The sequence below is a fragment of the Erythrobacter sp. S267 genome, assembly GCF_057365045.1.
Genome location: NZ_CP200298.1, coordinates 1,250,593 through 1,269,795, shown reverse-complemented (window position 1 = coordinate 1,269,795; position 19,203 = coordinate 1,250,593). Strand labels below are relative to the sequence as shown.

Genomic DNA, 19,203 nt, shown 5'->3' with positions numbered 1-19,203 from the left:
CCCTCTGCGCTGGTTCTAGACGGAACGGTATATGGACACCGGCTCCCCTGAATCAGCTTCATTCGATCCTCTTGATCCGGGTCTCTATATTGTCGCGACGCCGATTGGCAATCTTGGCGATATAACGCTCCGTGCCATCGACGTGTTGCGCCGGGCGGCGGTGATCGCCTGCGAAGACACGCGGGTGACCGGAAAACTGCTGAAAGCGCATGGTATTGCAACGCGGATGCAGCGTTATGATGACCATGCCTCGACCGAGGTTCGCGAGCGGTTGATCGAGCGAGCGAAGGGCGAGGCAGTGGCTCTGGTCAGCGATGCGGGCACGCCTTTGGTGTCTGATCCGGGCTATCGGTTGGTCAAGGATGCGCGCGCATCGGGGGTCGAGGTCACCGCTCTACCCGGAGCCTGCGCGGCGATTGCGGGCCTGAGCATTTCGGGTCTGCCCAACGACCGCTTCCTGTTCGCAGGCTTCCTGCCGGTGAAGGACAAGGCGAGGGCTGGGGTTCTTGACGAGTTGGGCGGGGTCGAGACCACGCTGATCTTTTACGAGACCGGTCCGCGATTGGTCCGCTCGCTGGAGGCGATGGCGCAGGTTTGGCCCGATCGGACCGTCGCTGTTGCCCGTGAACTCACCAAGCTGCATGAGGAATGTCGTAGCGGCACTTCGGCTGAGCTGATCGAGTATTATTCCGATCACCCACCTAAAGGCGAAATCGTCCTGCTTGTCGGTCCTCCGGTTGAGAGCACATGCGACGCCGATCCCGATGCGCTCTTGCGCGAGGCTCTTACCGAGATGAGCGTCAGCAAAGCGGCGGGCCAAGTCGCCAAAGCAACCGGCCTCGATCGCCAGACGCTCTACACCCGCGCGGTGGAATTGCGAGCTGAGGGATGAGCGAGGGCAAGCGCCCCTCTGAACAAAGACAACTCGCCGACCGGAAGGGCCGCGAGGCTGAGGCGCAGGCCGCACAATACCTCATGCAGCAGGGCTTCGAAGTGCTCGCCGAACGGGTCAAGACCAAGCTCGGAGAGATCGACTTGATCGCCCGAAAGAAGGGCTTGGTTGCATTCATCGAGGTAAAGTGGCGAAAGCGTGCCAGCGACCTCGACACCGCAATTGATGAGCGCCGCTTGGGGCGGGTCGCAGCAGCAGTGGAGGCGGTCGCGCATGAATACACCGAACCCAACGATGACATCCGCATCGATGTCATCCTGCTTGCGCCCGGCAAGAGACCACGCCACATCGAAAATGCCTGGATGCCTTAGGAACTTCTCGCAATGACACCCAAAAAACCACTGCGCATCGCCGTCCAGATGGACCCTATCGAGAGCATCAACATCAAGGGCGACAGTTCCTTCGCGCTTATGCTGTCCGCGCAGGAACGCGGCTATGAAGTGTTCGAGTATCACGTTGAAAGCCTGACGCTGGATGCCGATGACCGGCTTTTTGCGGAGTGCTTTCCCGTGAAAGTCCGCAAGGTGCAGGGCGACCATTTCGAGAAGGGGGAGGCGCAGCGGCTCGATCTTGGCAAGGATATCGACGTCATCCTGATGCGGCAGGACCCGCCCTTCCACATGGGCTACATCACGGCGACACATTTGCTAGAGCGGATCAAGGACGAGACCCTCGTGGTCAACGACCCCGCCAATGTCCGCAATGCGCCGGAGAAAGTGATGGTGCTCGACTATCGTCGCTTCATGCCGCCTACGCTGGTGACGCGCTCGGTTGACGAAGTGCGCCGCTTTATGGCGGAACACGGCGCGGTCGTCGTCAAACCGATCCACGGCAATGGCGGCAAAGCGATCTTCCGCGTCCCCGCCGATGGCGACAATCTGACCGCTCTGTTCGAGGTCTTCAACCAGACCTGGCCCGAGCCGCACATGGTCCAACCCTTCCTCCCCGAAGTGGCCACCGGCGACAAACGCATCGTCCTGATCGACGGCGAGATAGCCGGTGCAATCAACCGCATTCCGGGCGAGGGCGAGTTCCGAAGCAACCTCGCCATGGGAGGCACAGCCGAACCCACAAAGCTAACCGAGCGCGAGGTCGAAATCTGCGAGGCGATGGGCCCGGAGCTGAAGCGCCTTGGCCTGACCTTCGTGGGCATCGACGTGATCGGCGGGAAGTATCTCACCGAGATCAACGTGACCTCACCCACCGGAATTGTTGCCATCTCGGAGTATGACGGGTCCGATTTGCCGGGGATGATCTGGGACGCGATTGAGGCTAGGCTCAAGTGAGTGCTGCATCTCTGGAGCCCAAGCAGGCTCCCGACGCTACCATCCTGACAGGGCGATTTGTGCAGCTTGAGAAGGTAGACCCATCAGCCCATGCTGAGGGCTTCGACAAGCATCTATGCGGCCCCGCGAATGAAGATTTGTGGGAATATATCCCGTTTGAGGCGCCTTCCAACAGCGCAGTGCTCTTCAGCATCCTAGAAGCCGCTGCCGAGAATGTTGGTTGGTACAGCTTCGCGCTGCGGGAGTTGGCCTCAGACGAGGTAGTGGGGACCGTCAGCCTGTTGCGGATCCGCCCTGAACATGGCAGTGCGGAAATCGGCTGTGTCGTTTTTGGCAAGCAATTGCAACGAACTCGGGCTGCCACAGAGGCGGTTTTCCTGCTCGGAGACTACCTCTTCAGCACTTTGGGTTACCGCCGCTACGAGTGGAAGTGTGATAATCTGAACATCGCCTCGAAGCGCGCAGCTCAGCGCCTCGGCTTTGCCTTTGAGGGCATTTTTCGTAACGATATGATCGTGAAAGGGCGCAGCCGTGATACAGCATGGTTCGCCATAACGGATGCGGATTGGAAGGGCTTGCGGCCTGCTTATGTTGAGTGGCTTGATAGTGCGAACTTTGATGCGAAGGGTCAGCAGAGCATTTCACTCAAAGAACTGACGGGGCCGCTGCGAGCGGGCAGATAAACCGCCCCTACTTTTTCCCCGCCCTAGGATGTGCCCCGCGATAAGTCTCAAGCAAGCTAGCCGCGTCGACCTTCGTGTAGATCTGCGTTGAGCCTAGCGACGCGTGGCCCAGCAGCTCCTGCAAGCTGCGCAAATCCGCTCCTGCTCCCAGCAAATGCGTTGCGAAGGAATGCCTCAGAGCATGCGGCGTAGCGGTGTCGGGCAGGCCCAGCGCGCGCCGAGCCTTCGCCATGGCCTTTTGCACCATGCCTTGGGAGAGCGCGCCTCCCTTGGCGCCTCGGAACAGGGCTTCCTCGGCGGGCAGCGGATAGGGGCAGGCGTCGACATACTCCGCGACCGCCTCGCTTGTGATGGGTAGGATCGGGACTAGCCGCTGCTTGCCGCCTTTGCCGGTGACTTGGAGCGTCTCTCCCAAAGGCACATCGCTGCCTTTCAATGACAAGGCCTCCGCAATCCGCAGACCGCTTCCGTACATCAGCAACAGCACGGCCCTGTCCCTCGCGCCAATCCAGTCCTCGGTTGCGGTGCCATCGACAAGGTCAGCGATGTTCACTGCGTCGTCTGGCGTGACGGGGCGGGGGAGGCCTTTCTTGAGCCTAGGCCCCCGTACCCTCGGCGCGGACGGATCAGGATCGCCGCTTTCCGAACGGGCATAGGCGATGAAGGCCTTCAATGCCGATAGCTCGCGTGCCGCGCTGGTGTTGGCGAGACCCTCAGCGCGGCGGCTTGCGAGGTGCGCGCGCAGGTCGTACGCCTCGAGCGCAGCAATCGCCTCCCAATCGGAGAGATTTCGGGAATGGATCAGTCGCTGCGCGGCGCTGACATAGGCGCGCACGGTATGCTCTGAACGCCGACGCGCATCTTTGAGGTGCGAGCGCCATTGTTCGAGGATTTCGGCGTGATCTTGGAGCGCGCTCATGCCTGGACCAGCTCATCCTTGACCAGCACTTCGATTAATGTGTTGAGCACCGGCATGCCCTTGGGCTCAACCCCGATGCGGTCGCCATCGCGCCAGACGAAGCCGAGCTCCTGATAGGTCGCGAGGGCGCTTTCGCTGACCATTGACCAGCGCGAACGGTGGAAACGGGCCTCGAAGGCCGCAAGGTCCAGTCCCTCGGTCAGGCGAAGGCCCATCAGCAGGGCTTCGGAAGCTTGTTCGTTTGCGCTCAAGGATCGCTGCTCGGAGATGCCATGGCCGCGTTCCGTCACCGCCTTTAAGAAGTTCTCTGGCTTTTTGTGTCGTACCGTCGCGAACCCACCGCGCCGTCCATGCGCGCCCGGTCCAATCCCGGAATAGTCCTGATAGCGCCAATAGGTGAGGTTGTGGCGGCTCTCTTCACCTGCGCGCGCATGGTTACTGATCTCGTAGGCGGGGAGGCCCGCTGCCGATGTTAGCTCCCGGGTCACCTCGTAAAGCTCCGCCGCCGCATCGTCATCGAGCGGAGTAAAGCGCCCCAGCCGCACATCAGTTTCAAACCGAGTGCTGGGCTCAATTGTCAGCTGATAGAGTGAGAGGTGGGAGGTACCAAAGCTCAGCGCGCGGGAGAGCTGCTCGCGCCACTGCTCCGTCGTCTGATCGGGGAGGGCATAGATGAGGTCGAAGCTCACTCGCTCGAAATGCTTTTGCGCCGTATCGAGTGCAGCAAGGGCTTCCTCCGCCCCATGCAGCCGTCCAAGCCAACGCAAAGTCTCATCTTCCAGCGATTGCACGCCGAGCGAGACACGGTTGACTCCCGCGCCTGCCAGATCGGCGAAGTTGGCCGCTTCGACTGACGAGGGATTGGCCTCAAGCGTGATCTCGATCTGCGGGTCAAAGCCCCAAAGCTTTTCTGCCTCAGCCAGCAACTTCGCAACGAGCGCAGGGGGCATCAATGAGGGCGTGCCGCCGCCGAAGAAGATCGAGGTGAGCGTCTCACCGCCAGCTTCCGCGGCTTCCGCGCGCATATCGGCCAAGAGCGCCGCCTCCCATGCGGCCACGTCCACGCTCTCCCTCACATGCGAGTTGAAGTCGCAATAGGGGCATTTCTTCGCGCAGAAGGGCCAGTGGATGTAGAGGGCGCGGGCCAAGGGTTGGTTTCAAACTTTCTTAAATGGTTCCGGCCAAGGCTCTACGCCATGAGCATCCGTGCGACAATTGCAGGCGTTTTGGCGCTATTGAGTGTGGGGTTGAGCCTCCACGCTCTCCCGCACGCCAATGCGCAAACGCGCGAGCAAGTCTGGCTGATCGCGCACAATGCCGAACGCGCGGAGTTTGGGGTTGCGCCCCTGCGCTGGTCGGGTGATCTTGAGCGCGAGGCCAAGCAGTGGGCCGACACGCTCGCCAGCGACGGAATTATGCGCCACTCCTCTTATGAGCAGCGTAACGGCACAGGCGAGAATCTGTGGATGGGCACGGCGGGCTATTTCCGATCCGAGCAGATGATCGCGCATCTGGCCTCAGAGAAGCAGTATTTTGCGCCCGGGCGCTTTCCCAATGTCTCGCGCACAGGCAATTGGTCGGATGTCGGGCATTACACGCAGATCGTATGGGCCGAGACGCGCGAGGTAGGCTGCGCAGTGTCGCGGGGGCAGCGCTATGACTTCCTCGTTTGCCGATATTATCCATCGGGCAATGTGATGGGCCGCAGGATTGCTCCGGGCGAGCGTTCGAACCCGCGCCCCTAGTCCCAATCAAGCGCCGAACTGATCCGCGACCAGCTTGGCGAAGGCATCGGCGCGGTGGCTGATAGCGTGCTTTTCGGCAGGGTCGATCTCGGCAAAGGTTTCCTCACCTGAGCGGGCCGAAGGGACAAAGACGGGGTCGTAACCAAAGCCCATTTCCCCCCGCGGAGGCCATGTCAAAGCGCCGGGGCATCGCCCTTCGTAAACAGCGTGTTCTCCATCCGGCCATGCGAGCGCAAGAACGCAGTGGAAGGCGGCGCTGCGGTCGGTTTCAGGGCCAAGCTGTTGCAGCATTCCTTCGACCTTGCCCATCGCCATGTACCAGTCGCGGCCCGGCGCGCCCTCAAAGTGCTGCCGCTCCGCCCAGTCGGCGGTGTAGACGCCCGGACGACCTCCCAGCGCATCGACGCTCAGCCCGCTGTCATCGGCAAGGGCCGCCAATCCCGACGCCTCCGCTGCAGCGCGCGCTTTGATGAGGGCGTTCTGGGCAAAAGTCGTGCCGGTTTCAGGCGGCTCGGGCAGGCCAAGCGAACCGGCGGAGATGCACTTTAGGCCATAGGGATCAAGCAACGCCGAAATCTCTTTAAGCTTGCCATCATTATGGGTCGCAATGACCAGTGATCCTCCGCCGAGTTTGCGGGTCACTTCACCGCGTCCAACTGCGCTTTGAAGATCGCGTCGCAGCCGATGTTGGCGAGGCGCAGGAGGCGCAATAGGCCTTCTTCGTCATAGGTCGCGCCCTCAGCGGTCGCCTGAACCTCCGCGATTTGCCCACCGTCGATCAGGACGAAATTGGCGTCGGCCTCTGCGTTGGAGTCCTCGGGGTAGTCGAGATCGAGCACTGGCGTGCCTTGGTAAATTCCGCAGGAGATGGCCGCGACTTGGCCAGTGATCGGATCATCCTTGATCGCGCCCGATGCCATCAGACCATTCACCGCCAGCCGCAAAGCGACCCATGCGCCAGAGATCGATGCGGTGCGCGTGCCTCCGTCGGCTTGAATAACATCGCAGTCGAGCGTGATCTGACGCTCTCCCAGCTTTTCCAAATCGACTACCGCACGCAAAGAACGCCCGATAAGCCGCTGAATTTCCTGCGTCCGCCCCGACTGTTTGCCGCGTGCTGCCTCGCGCGATCCGCGAGTATGCGTCGCGCGCGGGAGCATCGAGTATTCGCCCGTGACCCATCCTTCGCCCTTACCACGCAGCCATGGCGGAATGCGTTCTTCGACGGAGGCCGTGCAAAGGACCTTGGTTTCGCCAAAGCTGATGAGGCAGGAGCCCTCTGCGTGCTTGGTGTATCCGGTCTCGATTGTGATAGCGCGCATTTCATCCGCGCTACGTCCTGAAGGGCGCATTTGGTCTGTCCTGTTGCTTGATTCGATTGCTGAGGCGGTTTGGCGGGGAACGGGGGGAGTAGCAAGGCTTGGCGAACGGCGTTGCGCAGCTTAATTGGGGGGCATGACTTCTCCGCCCATCTCTGAACTGACAGACCGTGCGCGCGATATCTTTCAGCGTGTGGTGGAGAGTTATATCGACAGTGGGCAGCCGGTTGGCTCCAAGACTTTGTCGAGTGACGCGGCGGTCAACCTCTCGCCGGCCTCGATCCGCAGTGTGTTGGCCGAACTCGAGCAGCTTGGCCTGCTTGCGGCTCCCCATACCAGTGCAGGGCGGATGCCGACCGACGCTGGGCTCAGGATTTTCGTCGATGGCATGATGCGCATGGCAGAGCCGACGGCGGAAGAACGCGCTCAGATCGAGGCGCGGCTTGCCGAGAGTGGGCCGGTGGAGCAGGCGCTGCAACAGACCAGCATGCTGCTATCCGAACTCTCGGGCGCTGCGGGCATGGTGATGGTTCCGACGCGCGAGCAACGGCTCGCCCAATTCAGCCTTGTCAGCCTTGGACAGGGCAGGGCGCTAGCCGTGCTAGTCGGAGAGGATGGTGGGGTCGAAAACCGCGTGGTTGAGCTCGACACCTCCGCCCCCGGATCGCTTGAAGCGGTCAGCAATTACATCACCGCAAACCTCGCCGGGCGCACCCTGGCAGAGGCAGCCCAAGTGATGCGTGAGCAGATTGCGAGTGGCCAAACCCAGCTCGACGAAGCCAGCCGCGATCTGGTGGAGCGCGGTCTTGCGGTGTGGAGCGAGGATGCGAACCAGCGTCCCGTTCTGATCGTGCGCGGGGCGGCCAATCTGCTCGATGAAGCAGCCTTGGGGGATATTGAACGGGTGCGCAGCTTGCTCGATGACCTGGAGGACAAGCAATCGGTCGCGGGCTTGCTCGAAAGCGCCAAGGAAGCTGAGGCCACGCGCATCTTCATCGGGGCGGAGAACCGGCTGTTCGGCCTCTCCGGCTCCTCCGTGATCGCATCCCCCTACCGCGATATGGAGGGGCGTGTTGTTGGCGTTTTGGGTGTGATTGGCCCCACACGCTTGAATTACGCGCGGGTGGTCCCCATGGTTGACCTTACAGCCCGTTCACTGGGCAAGCTGATAGCTTAAACTGGGTATTCAAAAGACATGATCGACAACGACAAGCCGCAGGGCGATGCGGCAAAAGATGAGGCAGTGGCAGAGGAGCTGAAGGGCGTTCCGGAGGAATTTCTGGACGATTCTGATGACACCGAAGACAGCGGCGATGCGGCCATGACTGAAGCGCTGGAGAACCTTCGCAACGACCTCGAAAAGTCCAAGCAGGATGTGCTCTACGCTCAGGCCGAAACGCAGAATGTGCGCCGCCGGCTCGAGAAAGACATGCAGGATGCGCGCAACTATGCGGCAACAGGCTTTGCCCGCGACATTCTGTCGGTATGGGACAACCTCTCCCGCGCGGTTGATGCGATCCCCGAAAGCTTGCGTGAAGATGAGAGCATGAAGGGTTTGGTCTTTGGTATCGAGGCGACCCAGCGCGAGCTTGAGAAGGTCTTCAAGCAGCACGGCGTTGAGCGCGTCGCGGCCATGGGCCTGCCGCTCGACCCCAACCAGCATCAGGCGATGATCGAAATCCCCTCTGACGATGCAGAACCCGGCACGATTGTGCAGGAAATGCAGTCAGGCTGGATGATCAAGGACCGTCTGCTGCGACCAGCAATGGTGGGTGTGGCGAAGAAGCCGGAGTAGCTTTACGGCTGAACGTCTGCGGGCATATCGATCCCGCTTTCTGCGATGGCGTCACTCTCGGCTGCGGTGAGGGCCTGCTGGGCGTCTACTCCAAGCTCCGAGACGGCCAAAACAGCGTCAGCATATTGGTCCTCGTCATACGAGCCGACCCATATGTCGTAGGTGCCGCTCTGCGCTGGCCCAAACACTATGGTTGGGTTGAAGCCCTCGGGACCGTCGTCGTTGCAATACCACTTGCCGTCCGGTGCGCTGATTACGAGGACGGTGTCATCCTCTGAGAAAGCCGAAATATACAAGGGCAAGGCATCAGGCAGTTCGTTAGCGCTGAATTCGAGCCGCACATCGGGAGACACGCCGATATAGCCCGAGCAGACATCGGAGATTTCACTCGCGTTCATGACCCCGCCCGCCAGCACAGCAACAGTGGTTGGGTCCTCAGGAAAGTTCGCGCTTAGAGTGATCGTGCCGAAATGCGGTTCGGTGACACTGTCTTGCGCCTGAGTGGTGGCGGTCACGCCGATGGCAAGCAGGCAAGCTGCCAAGAGTTTGTGTTTCAACTTTTCAATCCTTGTCCATTCAAGCCGGCAAAGTCGCCCCCGGAAACCGCACCAGCACTTCATACGCTGTCCGGTCAGCAACCCCGGCCACCTTCGCCCCGTGGCGCAGCCAGAAGGCGTGTTTCACGATCTCGGCCTGTTGCTCGATGCCATATCGGCCAAGCGACCAGCCTGGTTTCAGACTGTAATCGTATCGGCAAAAGGGGTGGCGGTTGAGGACAAGATACCAGCTGCCATGGGTCTGGGTCTGCCAGACATGGGTCATCTCGTGGATGAAGAGGCCTTGGCGTACCAGAGGCGCGCTAGCAAAATCATCGCAATAGACATTGCCCGCGGGGTGGAAGTGAATGTGCCCGCGCGGAGCCATCGTCACGCGCTTGGGCTGGAAGGGAAACCATTTGCGCCGCTGGATCGTGACTTCGCTGTAGTCAATCGCGTCGCCAAAGATGGTCCGGGCAAGATCAACTTCTCCCGGAGTTAAAGGCCGCACCCCGCCTGCCGGACACCCGAGCGGGGCGGGGGCCTCTTCCTCAGCTACAACCGCTTCGCTCAGCGCTCTTCCCCGGCAGCGCGGATCTCAGCGGTGAATTCATGCGTGTCGCCGCCGGAAATCTTCATCGTGACATCGGTGCTGCCACCGGCTGCCAAGTCAGCGGAGGGCTCCATCACCATGACATGCAGATCGCCCGGCTTAAACTCGACCGTATCGCCTGCGCGTACAGGGACGGAAGTTGTCTCCATCATCTGCACCTTGAAATCATACTCCATGAACTGATGCAGCATCGTGCTTTCAGAGCCCACTACATCGAACCGGTCAATCGAGAAGGAGCGCGTGCCTTCATTCTTTAGGTCAAAATAGAGCGCCGCGGGATTGCCTTCGACCGGGGCGAGAACGATGCGGGCATTCTCAATCGAGACCCCTTCAATCACGCCTTCGACTGCGGTTGCTTCTGGAGCGGCATCTCCACCGCAGGCAGAAAGCGTCATGGCGGCACCCAAAAGTGCGCCTGCGCCAGCACGCTTTGCTAGCGCGCGAAAGTTTGTTCCCCTGTGCATTGAACTCATTCTCTTCTCTTTCTGAAAAAACGTCCCACTTTGTGGATAGGCAAATTTCTAGGGCAGCACGGTTCTTGTGCCAAGCGAAACCGCACCTATATGCGCCTCATAACGAGCCGCCGAGCCGCCTCGCCACTGTACGGGAGGTGCCAAGGCAGGTGTCCAACGAACGTCAGAAGATGGGAAAAACATGGGTAAAGTAATCGGAATTGACCTCGGCACGACCAACAGCTGCGTCGCTGTCATGGATGGCGGAAAGCCAAAGGTTATTGAAAACTCTGAAGGTGCGCGCACAACGCCCTCGATCGTTGCTTTCACGAAGGATAGTGAACGCCTGATCGGCCAGCCGGCAAAGCGTCAGGCCGTTACCAACCCCGACAACACTCTGTTCGCTATCAAGCGTTTGATCGGACGCCGCTTCGACGATCCAACCACCAAGAAGGACATGGACATCGTTCCCTATGACATCGTCAAGGGCAAGAACGGCGATGCATGGGTCGAAGCAGGCGGTGAAGATTACTCGCCCTCGCAGATTTCCGCCTTCATCCTGCAAAAGATGAAGGAAACCGCTGAGAGCTATCTTGGCGAGACCGTGACGCAGGCGGTTGTGACCGTTCCTGCCTACTTCAACGATGCTCAACGTCAGGCGACCAAGGATGCGGGCGAGATCGCCGGTCTGGAAGTTCTGCGCATCATCAACGAGCCAACCGCAGCAGCGCTCGCCTATGGTATGGACAAGGAAGACGGCAAGACCATCGCTGTCTACGACCTTGGCGGTGGTACGTTCGACGTCTCGATCCTTGAAATCGGTGACGGTGTGTTCGAAGTGAAGTCCACGAACGGCGACACGTTCCTTGGCGGTGAAGACTTCGACAACGCGATTGTCGAGCACCTGGCTGATGCCTTCCAGAAGAAGGAAAACATGGACCTGAAGGCGGACAAGCTTGCGCTGCAACGCCTTAAAGAAGCCGCTGAAAAGGCGAAGATCGAACTGTCGAGCTCGGCCACGACCGAAGTGAACCTCCCGTTCATCACCGCGCGTATGGAAGGCGGCGCATCAACTCCGCTGCACCTCGTGGAGACAATCAGCCGTTCGGACCTCGAAAAGCTGGTTGGCGACCTCATCAATCGCACGCTCGACCCTTGCAAGAAGGCGCTCAAGGACGCTGGTGTTTCGAAGGACGAGATCGACGAGGTTATTCTCGTTGGCGGCATGACCCGCATGCCGAAGGTGCGCGAAGTCGTTGAGAAGTTCTTCGAAGCCAAACCGCACACCGGTGTGAACCCGGATGAAGTCGTCGCGATGGGCGCTGCCATTCAGGCGGGCGTTCTGCAGGGCGACGTCAAGGACGTTCTGCTGCTTGACGTGACGCCGCTTTCGCTCGGTATCGAGACGCTGGGCGGTGTCTTCACCCGCATGATCGATCGCAACACGACGATCCCGACGAAGAAGACGCAGACCTACTCGACCGCCGAAGACAATCAGAACGCTGTGACGATCAAGGTCTTCCAAGGTGAGCGCGAAATGGCGGCTGACAACAAGCTGCTCGGCAACTTTGACCTTGTCGGCATCCCGCCCGCACCGCGCGGTGTTCCGCAGATCGAAGTGACCTTCGACATCGACGCCAACGGCATTGTCTCCGTGGCGGCTAAGGACAAGGGCACCGGCAAAGAGCAGACGATCAAGATCCAAGCCTCGGGCGGTCTCAGCGATGCTGATATCGACCAGATGGTTCAGGATGCTGAGAAGTTTGCCGAAGAGGACAAGAAGCGCCGCGAAGGTGCCGAAGCCCGCAACCAGGCCGACAGCCTCGTCCATGCAACCGAGAAGCAGCTGGAAGAAAACGCCGACAAGATCGACGCTGAAACCAAGACTGCTGTCGAGGAGGCGATTGCCGCGACCAAGACCGCGCTTGAAGGCGACGATGCGGAAGCAATCAACACCGCCGCTCAGGAACTGACCCAAGCTGCGATGAAGATGGGCGAGCAGATCTACAAGCAGGAACAGGAAGCTGGCGGTGCCGAAGGTGACGCTGGCGAAGACGCTCCCGCAGAGGACAGCGAAGACGAAGATGTCGTCGAAGCTGAATTCTCCGAAGTCGACGAAGACGGCAAAAAGGACTGATGTCCTGATGCGCAAAGACACTCACCTCCCGCGCTCTAAGCGCGCGGAGGTGAGCGGTCTTTGGGGGAGCTAGATCGATGGCAACCACCGGTTCCGACTATTACCAGACGCTGGGCGTGTCCCGCGATGTTGAGGCGTCCGCGCTCAAATCTGCCTATCGCAAACAGGCGATGAAGTGGCACCCGGACCGCAATCCGGGCGATGCTGAGGCAGAGGCGAAATTCAAAGCCGCGAATGAGGCTTACGAAGTCCTCAAAGACCCGCAAAAGCGCGCGGCCTATGACCGTTTTGGCCACGAGGCTTTCACCCAAGGGATGAATGGTGGCGGCGGCGGTCATGGCGGCTTTGGCGGGCAAGGTCAGGACGGCTTTGCCGACATCGGCGACATTTTCGAAAGCATCTTTGGCAGCGCCTTTGGCGGCGGTGCTCGCGGCGGACCTCGCCAACAGCAGGTTCGGCGCGGCGCGGATTTGCGCTATGACATGCAAGTCACTCTGGACGAGGCTTTTCATGGCACGACCAAAGAGATCGAGATCGAAGTCAGCCAGTCCTGCGACACCTGCGATGGCTCCGGTGCCACTCCGGGAACGGGCGAGCGCACTTGCAATATGTGCCATGGCCAAGGGACGGTGCGCGCCAAGCAGGGCATGTTCGTTGTCGAACGTCCATGCCCTTCCTGCGGCGGACGCGGCGTTATCCTTGAAGATCCTTGCGGCGATTGCCGGGGAGAGGGCCGCGTGGACCGTGCGCAAGCGCTCAGCGTTGATATTCCTCCCGGTGTCGACACCGGCACGCGCATTCGCCTGTCTGGAAAAGGCGAGGCAGGCCAGCGCGGCGCGCCTCCGGGTGATCTCTACATTTTCGTTCACGTCAAACAGCACGCTTTGTTTGAGCGTGAGGGCACGACACTGGCGACCCGCGTTCCGGTGAGCTTCACGACGGCAGCGCTCGGCGGGACGGTCGATATTCCTGACTTGGACGGTTCGACCAATACGATCGACATCCCGGTCGGGATCCAGTCGGGCAAGCAATTGCGCGTGCGCGGTGCCGGCATGCCGGTGTTGCAGGGACGCGGACGAGGGGACCTCGTGGTCGAGATCAAGGTCGAGACCCCGACCAAGCTCAGCCGTAAGCAGAAGGAAATCCTCGAAGAGTTCCGTGAAACCGAAACCGGTGATGAATGCCCTGAAAGCCGCAGCTTCTTCAGCAAGTTGAAGGATGCTTTTGGAGCGTAGTTTAGCTGCACCTTGCTATCACGCCGCAAGCTCATAAAACGCGCTGCATTATGCTGCCGTCCATCACGATCATCGACGATTTCCTGAAAGACCCATGGGCGGCTCGGCGGGCGGCGCTGAATCTGGAGTATGATCCGGCAAAGCAGCACGGGAATTTTCCTGGCCTAAACTCCTCGACACCACTGAACACCGATGCACTCAATGCGAGTGTCTCAAAGACCCTTGGCGTTGAAGTGGCCGCTGCTCCTGGCACGCAGCACGGCCACTGCCGTTTAACCCGAAGAGCCGATAAGGGCCGCAGCGGGGTTCATATCGATCCGGCCTTTTATTCCGGCATCCTCTACCTCTCGCGGCCTGAGGATTGCGCCAAGCCGATTGCCGGAGGAACCGACTTTTTTCGGCACAAGCGAACAGGGTTGGAGGCTCTCCCTCAAGACGCCGCAAGCATGACCGCAGCGGGCTATTCGGACATCAATGCGCTGATCGAAGGGGTGGTGAACGCCGATACGACTTCGCCTGGCAAATGGGAGCGCACCATGCGCGTGCCAGCCAAGTTCAACCGGCTGCTGCTGTTCTCGCCGTGGCAGTTTCACAATGCGGCCCCCGGTTTCGGGAAGACGCCAGAGGATGCGCGACTAGTGATGCTCCTATTCTTCGGGCGCGTGACTTGAGGGGGGGGTCAACCCATCCGCTCGCAGACCTCAAGCTCGATCTGATCAATCAGATGGCTGCGGCACCGCCCCGCCTCACGCTCTTCTTCCAGGATAGCGAGAAAGGCCGAGCGCTTGGCATTGCGCACCATCTCTGACGGCAATCCGCCTTCGACGGTTGAGGCCACCAAATCGACCATCCGCTCGGCCCCGTGCAGGCGACCCCACAGATAGTCGTTCTCGCGGTAAGCACGGCTGAAGAAGGCACCGAAATTGTAGAACTCAATACCCTTGAGCGTCGCGCGTGTGCCCCCTTCGCGGATGGAGCGTGCGTCATCGGGCGAGATGCGGTCGATCTTGACCGGATTGTATTCGTCCAGCCCCTCGCTTTGCAGCAGCGGCAGGGTTGCCACGTCGTAGAAGGGAAAGCCCAGATAGGTCAGCAGCATCCGCCGCCGCAATTCCTTGGGCATCTCTTGCAAAGCCTCGGCAAACATTTGCTCCGCTTCAAGGTCGGTTGCGGGCAGTAGTCGCTTGGTTTCCAGATGATCGAGCACCGCTCCGGGATGGTTGAACACATCCTTGGCAAGCGCATGAAACTCGCTGCCCAAACCTTCGGCCAGAACCGCATTATCATCCGCCCGGCGATAAAGCGCGAGGATGTCATAGATCTTGCCGCGCGCGACATCGAGAGCATCGTCGGGAATATCGGGATCAACCTCCCAATCGCGCGATAACCTCCGCGCCAGCAGCGCCAAACGCCGCGTGCGAAAGCCAATGTCATGCGCGCGAAAGAAGCGGATAGCGTCGGGTGTCGCTCCTCCGCTTGGCTCGGTCAGTTGTTCAAGGCCGCGCTGCGCCAGCTCCTTGCGGAAAACCGAAGCAATTGGATCGCTGTCAGGCGCTCCGGATTCGGAGGCCAACTCGGGCGCTGCGGCATAGGTGAGCTGGGCGAGCCGCTCCACAATCGCGCTGAATTTGGTCTGGGCATAGGCCCCAAAGGCATAGCCAGCATTCTCCGCTGCCGCTTGCTGAGCCTTGGCACGCCAACTGGCAAGGCGTTTGGGCGTGGGGCTGTCCATGAAAAAGGTCAGCCCGAACAACTTCTCAACCGCTCGGTCGATCTCTGCGCGCAGACCCATAACAATCCGGCGCAGGCGCTGCGCATCGCGCGACTGCTGCTCAATACGCTCAAGGTCGTCGCGGATCGGCTGTTCGCGCGGGATGGTGGAAAGCGAGCCAAAGATCGCGCCGAACCAACCGACGGGCCGCGCCAAATCCTCTTCGCTTTCAGAGCGGCGATCCGGGCGCGGTTCGATATAGACGAAGCGACGGTCGACCTCACGCTGGGAAGAGCGCCCGGCCATTGCCTCCAAGGCTGCGCCAAATGGCTTGTTCACCAGCACAGACCCATCGATCAGAGCGACATTGTCGACCGTCCCACCACGCATATGCATCGGCATCGTGCGCGCTAGGAACGCACCCCGGCTGTCCCACATCTGCCCTTCACGCGCGGCGAGATTGTCAATCTCCGCAAGTGTTAGGGGAGGGAAGGCCCCGGGGAAGCTTGCGGTTGCCCGTGCTGCCAGCACCAGCTCCATCGGATGGGCGAGCTGTGCGCCCTGTTCCTCAACCGCCTTGGCGCGAAAGGCGATGGGCATGCGGTGCTCGGTCTCCTCCACAATGGGAGGGGAATTCAGACGCAGCAATTCTGCATGGCCGCGGAAGTCGGTAGCTGTGACGAACAAGTCAATCGGATGATCAGGCGGGAGAAGCGGCGGTCCGGGCGTACCCTTGGCCATCGAATCCAGCGCCTCGTAGAGCATTGCTGAGAATCGCTCGCCCGAAAATGGCGGCTCGAACCAGCGCCCGCGCACCAGGCGGGAGACTTTGTTGCGAACCTCATCACGGGTTTCCGGCGCGACGCTTTTGTTGACGGCGTTTCCGGGGCGATTGAGAAACCAGTTTGCAATCGGCTGCGCCCAGAACTTGGCATAGCGCCACATTGGCTCGGCGTCAGGATCGGTCAGTTCGCTGACATCGGCGTTCAGAAGCCACAGGTCAGTGAGCGGCTCCAGCGAGTGCCCCGAATGCACCGCCTGCGCCAAAAACACCGCGTTTATCCCGCCAGCGCTCGCTCCAGTAAGGATGTCGGGCAGGACCCGCAGGCGCAGCTTATGCTCTGCCTCAATCTGGCTCAGCAGATCGTAATAGACCCCTGCGACCCCTTTTGGCGGAGCGCAATCAGGCGCGTGTTCACCATCTCTGCCGTGATAGGCGCGGCTTGCGCGAGAGAGGTGCCACACCTCCTTGGTGACCCCGTGCATGTACACGGCGAGACTGACACCGCCATAGCAAACCAGAGCGAGGCGAAGTTCCTTTTGCCGCATAGGTCAGCCTGATGACGTGGATAGTTCCATTTGGCAATTGCGTTCTGCAAATGTTCTGGTTAAAGATTGCACCATGGCAAAGCCGAAAAAGCGATATGTTTGCGCCAATTGCGGGTCAGTGAGCCCGCGTTGGCAGGGGCAATGCGGGGATTGCGGTGAGTGGAACACGCTCACCGAAGATGTCCCTGCGACCGTTTTCTCACAAAAGCATGATTTGTCGAGCGGGGGCAGGGGGATCGAGTTCGTTCCTCTCAATCGCCCGGCGGAGCTGCCAACGCGCAAGAGCACAGGGCTAGCTGAGTTTGACCGTGCCCTGGGCGGAGGAATTGTTCCTGGCTCTGCAATCTTGATGGGCGGCGATCCGGGGATCGGCAAGTCGACCTTGCTGCTACAGACCGCCGCAACGATCGCGCGCGGCGGCAATGATGTCGTCTACGTCTCGGGAGAGGAAGCGGCGGGGCAGGTCCGACTTCGCGCTCAGCGACTGGGCGTATCCGATGCTCCGATCCGATTGGCGTCAGAAACGTCGGTGCGCGATATTTTGACCACGTTGGGGCAGGGCGACCCGCCTGCTTTGCTGGTGATCGATTCGATCCAAACGATGCACTCCGACACGATTGAGGGCGCTCCGGGTACAGTCAGCCAGGTGCGCGGGTGTGCTCTGGAACTGATCCGCTTTGCCAAAGCAACAGGCACGGCGCTGGTTCTGGTCGGGCATGTAACGAAGGACGGCAACATCGCCGGCCCGCGTGTGCTTGAGCACATGGTCGACGTGGTGATGAGCTTTGAGGGTGAGCGCAGCCACCAATATCGCATCCTACGTGCGCTCAAGAACCGCTTTGGCGCGGTGGATGAGATCGGCGTGTTCTCTATGGTAAGCGAGGGACTTGAGGAGGTTTCAAACCCTTCCATGCTGTTCCTCTCTGGCCGGGATCAGCCGCTTGCTGGCAGCGCGGTGTTTCCGGCGCTGGAGGGCACGCGACCTGTGCTGGTCGAGATCCAAGCGTTGATCGTGAAGCTGCAATCCGGGGCAACGCCGCGCCGTGCGGTGGTGGGCTGGGACAATGGCCGACTTGCAATGCTGCTGGCAGTGCTGGAATCGCGTTGCGGGCTCAATTTCTCCTCATGCGAGGTCTATCTCAACATTGCCGGGGGATATCGCCTGTCCGATCCCGGAGCAGACCTGGCCGTCGCAGCTGCGCTTGTATCCGCGCTCGCCGACAAAGCGTTGCCGGACAAAAGCGCTTGGTTCGGAGAGGTCTCTCTCGCAGGCGAAATCCGCCGCGTGGCTCATAGCGAGCTGCGTTTGCGCGAAGCGGCCAAGCTCGGATTCAGTCGAGGCTACGGCCCGTCGGATGCCAAGACCGGTTCGTCGACGCTGGAATATCGAGGTCTGAAACAACTTGCGAACCTCGTTGACCAGGTGATGGGCAGCTCATAATTGCAGTCGGGATGACTCTTTTTGATATTATCGTGCTGATTATCGTCGCGGTGGCGGCGGTTGGCGGCTTCATGCGGGGCCTAGTGCAAGAGGTGCTGAGCTTGGCGGCTTGGATCCTTGCGGCCTGCTCGGTCTATTACCTCCATTCCGACATGACCGACGTTTTGCGCGAATATTACGATGCGGACCCTGCGACAGCGATCCTTTCCTTCGCACTGCTGCTGCTGATACCCTATGCCGCGATGAAGCTGATCGCGGGCAATGTTGGCGAAGCTTCGCGCAACTCTATCCTCGGTCCGATCGACCGAGTGCTGGGCTTTGGCTTTGGTGCAGTGAAAGGCGCTTTGATCGTTGTCTTTGCCTTTTCGCTCTTAGCGCTCGGCTTTGACACGGTCTGGGGATATGAAGGCCGTCCTGACTGGATCAAGCAAGGCCGCACCTATCCGGCAGCTGACGCCTTCTCTCGTGAACTTGTCGAGATGATCGCTGAACGCCGCGCGCGCGTCTTGGGTGAAGAAGAAGCGGCTGCTGCTGAAGCGCCATAGCGTGACCGATCAGGCCGCATCTTCCTCCAAGCTCTATACTCCGCGCTTGCTCGCGCTTTCTGCTGAGCTTGCAGATTTTCCCCTGACGGGCAGTTTTACTCATACCGCCGAAGAACGCTCGCGAACATGTGGGAGTGTGATTGAATTGGGCTTGAGCGTCGATGCATCTGGCGGCGTCATGCGGCTCGGGATGCAAGTCACCGCTTGTGCAGTTGGGCAAAGCTCTGCGGCGGTGATAGCCAAGGCTGCGTCTGGCAAATCGGCACAGGATTTCACCACCATGCTCGAAGCTGTCAAAGCGTGGCTCAGTGGTGAGCAAGATCTGCCGGATTGGCCTGGCTTTGATGCTCTTGAGCCTGCTTTGCCCCATGCTGGACGCCACGGTGCACTCTTGCTGCCGTGGAAGGCTATGCACAGCGCGCTTTCTTCTCCGCAAAGCTAAGGCTAAACCCTTGCCGACATCGGCCTGGTGATAGCGGGCCACAGGACATTTGAACGGGGACAT

21 protein-coding genes are annotated in these 19,203 nt (G+C 60.4%); 13 read left to right on the top strand and 8 right to left on the bottom strand.

The features are described 5' to 3' along the window. Nucleotides 1–31 precede the first annotated feature (31 nt). From rsmI to AC0V6X_RS05885, 4 genes are read left to right on the top strand one after another with little or no spacing between them, the layout of a single operon-like run. Nucleotides 32–892 (top strand): 16S rRNA (cytidine(1402)-2'-O)-methyltransferase, encoded by an 861-nt coding sequence (gene rsmI, locus AC0V6X_RS05900; protein ID WP_486183661.1) that lies wholly within the window; start codon nucleotides 32–34, stop codon nucleotides 890–892. Beyond that, nucleotides 889–1,263, top strand: coding sequence for a YraN family protein (locus AC0V6X_RS05895; protein ID WP_486183660.1), 375 nt, complete (start codon nucleotides 889–891; stop codon nucleotides 1,261–1,263). Before rsmI ends, AC0V6X_RS05895 begins: the two co-directional genes overlap by 4 nt. A gap of 12 nt (nucleotides 1,264–1,275) precedes the next feature. Then, a complete protein-coding gene (gene gshB, locus AC0V6X_RS05890) occupies nucleotides 1,276–2,238 on the top strand; it encodes a glutathione synthase (protein WP_486183659.1) in 963 nt (320 codons plus the stop codon). Beyond that, nucleotides 2,235–2,921, top strand: a complete 687-nt coding sequence (locus AC0V6X_RS05885; protein ID WP_486183658.1) for a GNAT family N-acetyltransferase — start codon at nucleotides 2,235–2,237, stop codon at nucleotides 2,919–2,921. Before gshB ends, AC0V6X_RS05885 begins: the two co-directional genes overlap by 4 nt. Nucleotides 2,922–2,928: 7 nt before the next feature. On the opposite strand, the gene AC0V6X_RS05880 is transcribed toward AC0V6X_RS05885, so the two are convergent. Both AC0V6X_RS05880 and hemW read right to left on the bottom strand, forming a co-directional pair. Next, the gene (locus tag AC0V6X_RS05880; RefSeq protein ID WP_486183657.1) at nucleotides 2,929–3,840 is read right to left on the bottom strand and encodes a tyrosine recombinase XerC; all 912 of its coding nucleotides are present in this window, start codon (nucleotides 3,838–3,840) and stop codon (nucleotides 2,929–2,931) included. After that, entirely contained in the window at nucleotides 3,837–4,988 is a 1,152-nt protein-coding gene (hemW, locus tag AC0V6X_RS05875; RefSeq protein ID WP_486183656.1) for a radical SAM family heme chaperone HemW, read from the bottom strand. The genes AC0V6X_RS05880 and hemW overlap by 4 nt, the downstream gene beginning before the upstream one ends. A gap of 48 nt (nucleotides 4,989–5,036) precedes the next feature. Here hemW and AC0V6X_RS05870 point away from each other — a divergent pair, with 48 nt between their 5' ends. Next, on the top strand, nucleotides 5,037–5,585 hold the full coding sequence (locus AC0V6X_RS05870) for a CAP domain-containing protein (RefSeq protein ID WP_486183655.1): 549 nt from the start codon (nucleotides 5,037–5,039) through the stop codon (nucleotides 5,583–5,585). Nucleotides 5,586–5,591: 6 nt separating this feature from the next. Here AC0V6X_RS05870 and rdgB read toward each other — a convergent pair whose 3' ends face one another. Beyond that, a complete protein-coding gene (gene rdgB, locus AC0V6X_RS05865; protein WP_486183654.1) occupies nucleotides 5,592–6,227 on the bottom strand; it encodes an RdgB/HAM1 family non-canonical purine NTP pyrophosphatase in 636 nt (211 codons plus the stop codon). Next, nucleotides 6,224–6,937: a ribonuclease PH gene (rph, locus tag AC0V6X_RS05860; RefSeq protein ID WP_486183653.1), complete on the bottom strand. Its 714-nt coding sequence runs from the start codon at nucleotides 6,935–6,937 to the stop codon at nucleotides 6,224–6,226. The genes rdgB and rph overlap by 4 nt, the downstream gene beginning before the upstream one ends. Nucleotides 6,938–7,040: 103 nt before the next feature. Between rph and hrcA the strand changes: the two genes are divergently transcribed. Both hrcA and grpE read left to right on the top strand, forming a co-directional pair. Next, nucleotides 7,041–8,081 carry a heat-inducible transcriptional repressor HrcA gene (hrcA, locus tag AC0V6X_RS05855; RefSeq protein WP_486183652.1) on the top strand — a complete coding sequence of 347 codons (1,041 nt, stop codon included), beginning with the start codon at nucleotides 7,041–7,043 and terminating at the stop codon, nucleotides 8,079–8,081. A gap of 18 nt (nucleotides 8,082–8,099) precedes the next feature. After that, the gene (gene grpE / locus AC0V6X_RS05850) at nucleotides 8,100–8,699 is read left to right on the top strand and encodes a nucleotide exchange factor GrpE (protein WP_486183651.1); all 600 of its coding nucleotides are present in this window, start codon (nucleotides 8,100–8,102) and stop codon (nucleotides 8,697–8,699) included. A 2-nt stretch (nucleotides 8,700–8,701) separates the two neighbouring features. Here grpE and AC0V6X_RS05845 read toward each other — a convergent pair whose 3' ends face one another. The 3 genes from AC0V6X_RS05845 to AC0V6X_RS05835 are packed head-to-tail and all read right to left on the bottom strand — an operon-like array spanning nucleotide 8,702 to nucleotide 10,243. Next, a complete protein-coding gene (locus AC0V6X_RS05845) occupies nucleotides 8,702–9,256 on the bottom strand; it encodes a hypothetical protein (RefSeq protein ID WP_486183650.1) in 555 nt (184 codons plus the stop codon). A gap of 19 nt (nucleotides 9,257–9,275) precedes the next feature. Further along, nucleotides 9,276–9,746: a vgr related protein gene (locus tag AC0V6X_RS05840; RefSeq protein WP_486183649.1), complete on the bottom strand. Its 471-nt coding sequence runs from the start codon at nucleotides 9,744–9,746 to the stop codon at nucleotides 9,276–9,278. Between the two features lie 59 nt (nucleotides 9,747–9,805). Continuing rightward, the gene (locus tag AC0V6X_RS05835; RefSeq protein ID WP_486183648.1) at nucleotides 9,806–10,243 is read right to left on the bottom strand and encodes a copper chaperone PCu(A)C; all 438 of its coding nucleotides are present in this window, start codon (nucleotides 10,241–10,243) and stop codon (nucleotides 9,806–9,808) included. Nucleotides 10,244–10,502: 259 nt separating this feature from the next. On the opposite strand from AC0V6X_RS05835, the gene dnaK reads away from it, so the two are divergent. The 3 genes from dnaK (at nucleotide 10,503) to AC0V6X_RS05820 (ending at nucleotide 14,343) form a co-directional block, all read left to right on the top strand. Continuing rightward, complete coding sequence (dnaK, locus tag AC0V6X_RS05830; protein ID WP_486183647.1) at nucleotides 10,503–12,437, top strand: molecular chaperone DnaK; 1,935 nt, start codon at nucleotides 10,503–10,505, stop codon at nucleotides 12,435–12,437. Between the two features lie 77 nt (nucleotides 12,438–12,514). After that, nucleotides 12,515–13,672, top strand: a complete 1,158-nt coding sequence (dnaJ, locus tag AC0V6X_RS05825; RefSeq protein WP_486183646.1) for a molecular chaperone DnaJ — start codon at nucleotides 12,515–12,517, stop codon at nucleotides 13,670–13,672. A 50-nt stretch (nucleotides 13,673–13,722) separates the two neighbouring features. Further along, complete coding sequence (locus AC0V6X_RS05820; RefSeq protein WP_486183645.1) at nucleotides 13,723–14,343, top strand: DUF6445 family protein; 621 nt, start codon at nucleotides 13,723–13,725, stop codon at nucleotides 14,341–14,343. 8 nt (nucleotides 14,344–14,351) lie between these two features. Here AC0V6X_RS05820 and AC0V6X_RS05815 read toward each other — a convergent pair whose 3' ends face one another. Beyond that, nucleotides 14,352–16,712 (bottom strand): patatin-like protein, encoded by a 2,361-nt coding sequence (locus AC0V6X_RS05815; RefSeq protein ID WP_486183644.1) that lies wholly within the window; start codon nucleotides 16,710–16,712, stop codon nucleotides 14,352–14,354. Nucleotides 16,713–16,785: 73 nt separating this feature from the next. Between AC0V6X_RS05815 and radA the strand changes: the two genes are divergently transcribed. Genes radA through AC0V6X_RS05800 form a run of 3 tightly spaced genes read left to right on the top strand, consistent with a single transcriptional unit; the run spans nucleotide 16,786 to nucleotide 19,140 of the window. Beyond that, the gene (gene radA / locus AC0V6X_RS05810; protein WP_486183643.1) at nucleotides 16,786–18,153 is read left to right on the top strand and encodes a DNA repair protein RadA; all 1,368 of its coding nucleotides are present in this window, start codon (nucleotides 16,786–16,788) and stop codon (nucleotides 18,151–18,153) included. An 11-nt stretch (nucleotides 18,154–18,164) separates the two neighbouring features. Beyond that, nucleotides 18,165–18,698, top strand: a complete 534-nt coding sequence (locus tag AC0V6X_RS05805) for a CvpA family protein (protein ID WP_486183642.1) — start codon at nucleotides 18,165–18,167, stop codon at nucleotides 18,696–18,698. Then, on the top strand, nucleotides 18,664–19,140 hold the full coding sequence (locus AC0V6X_RS05800; protein WP_486183641.1) for an iron-sulfur cluster assembly scaffold protein: 477 nt from the start codon (nucleotides 18,664–18,666) through the stop codon (nucleotides 19,138–19,140). Before AC0V6X_RS05805 ends, AC0V6X_RS05800 begins: the two co-directional genes overlap by 35 nt. Nucleotides 19,141–19,203 lie beyond the last annotated feature (63 nt).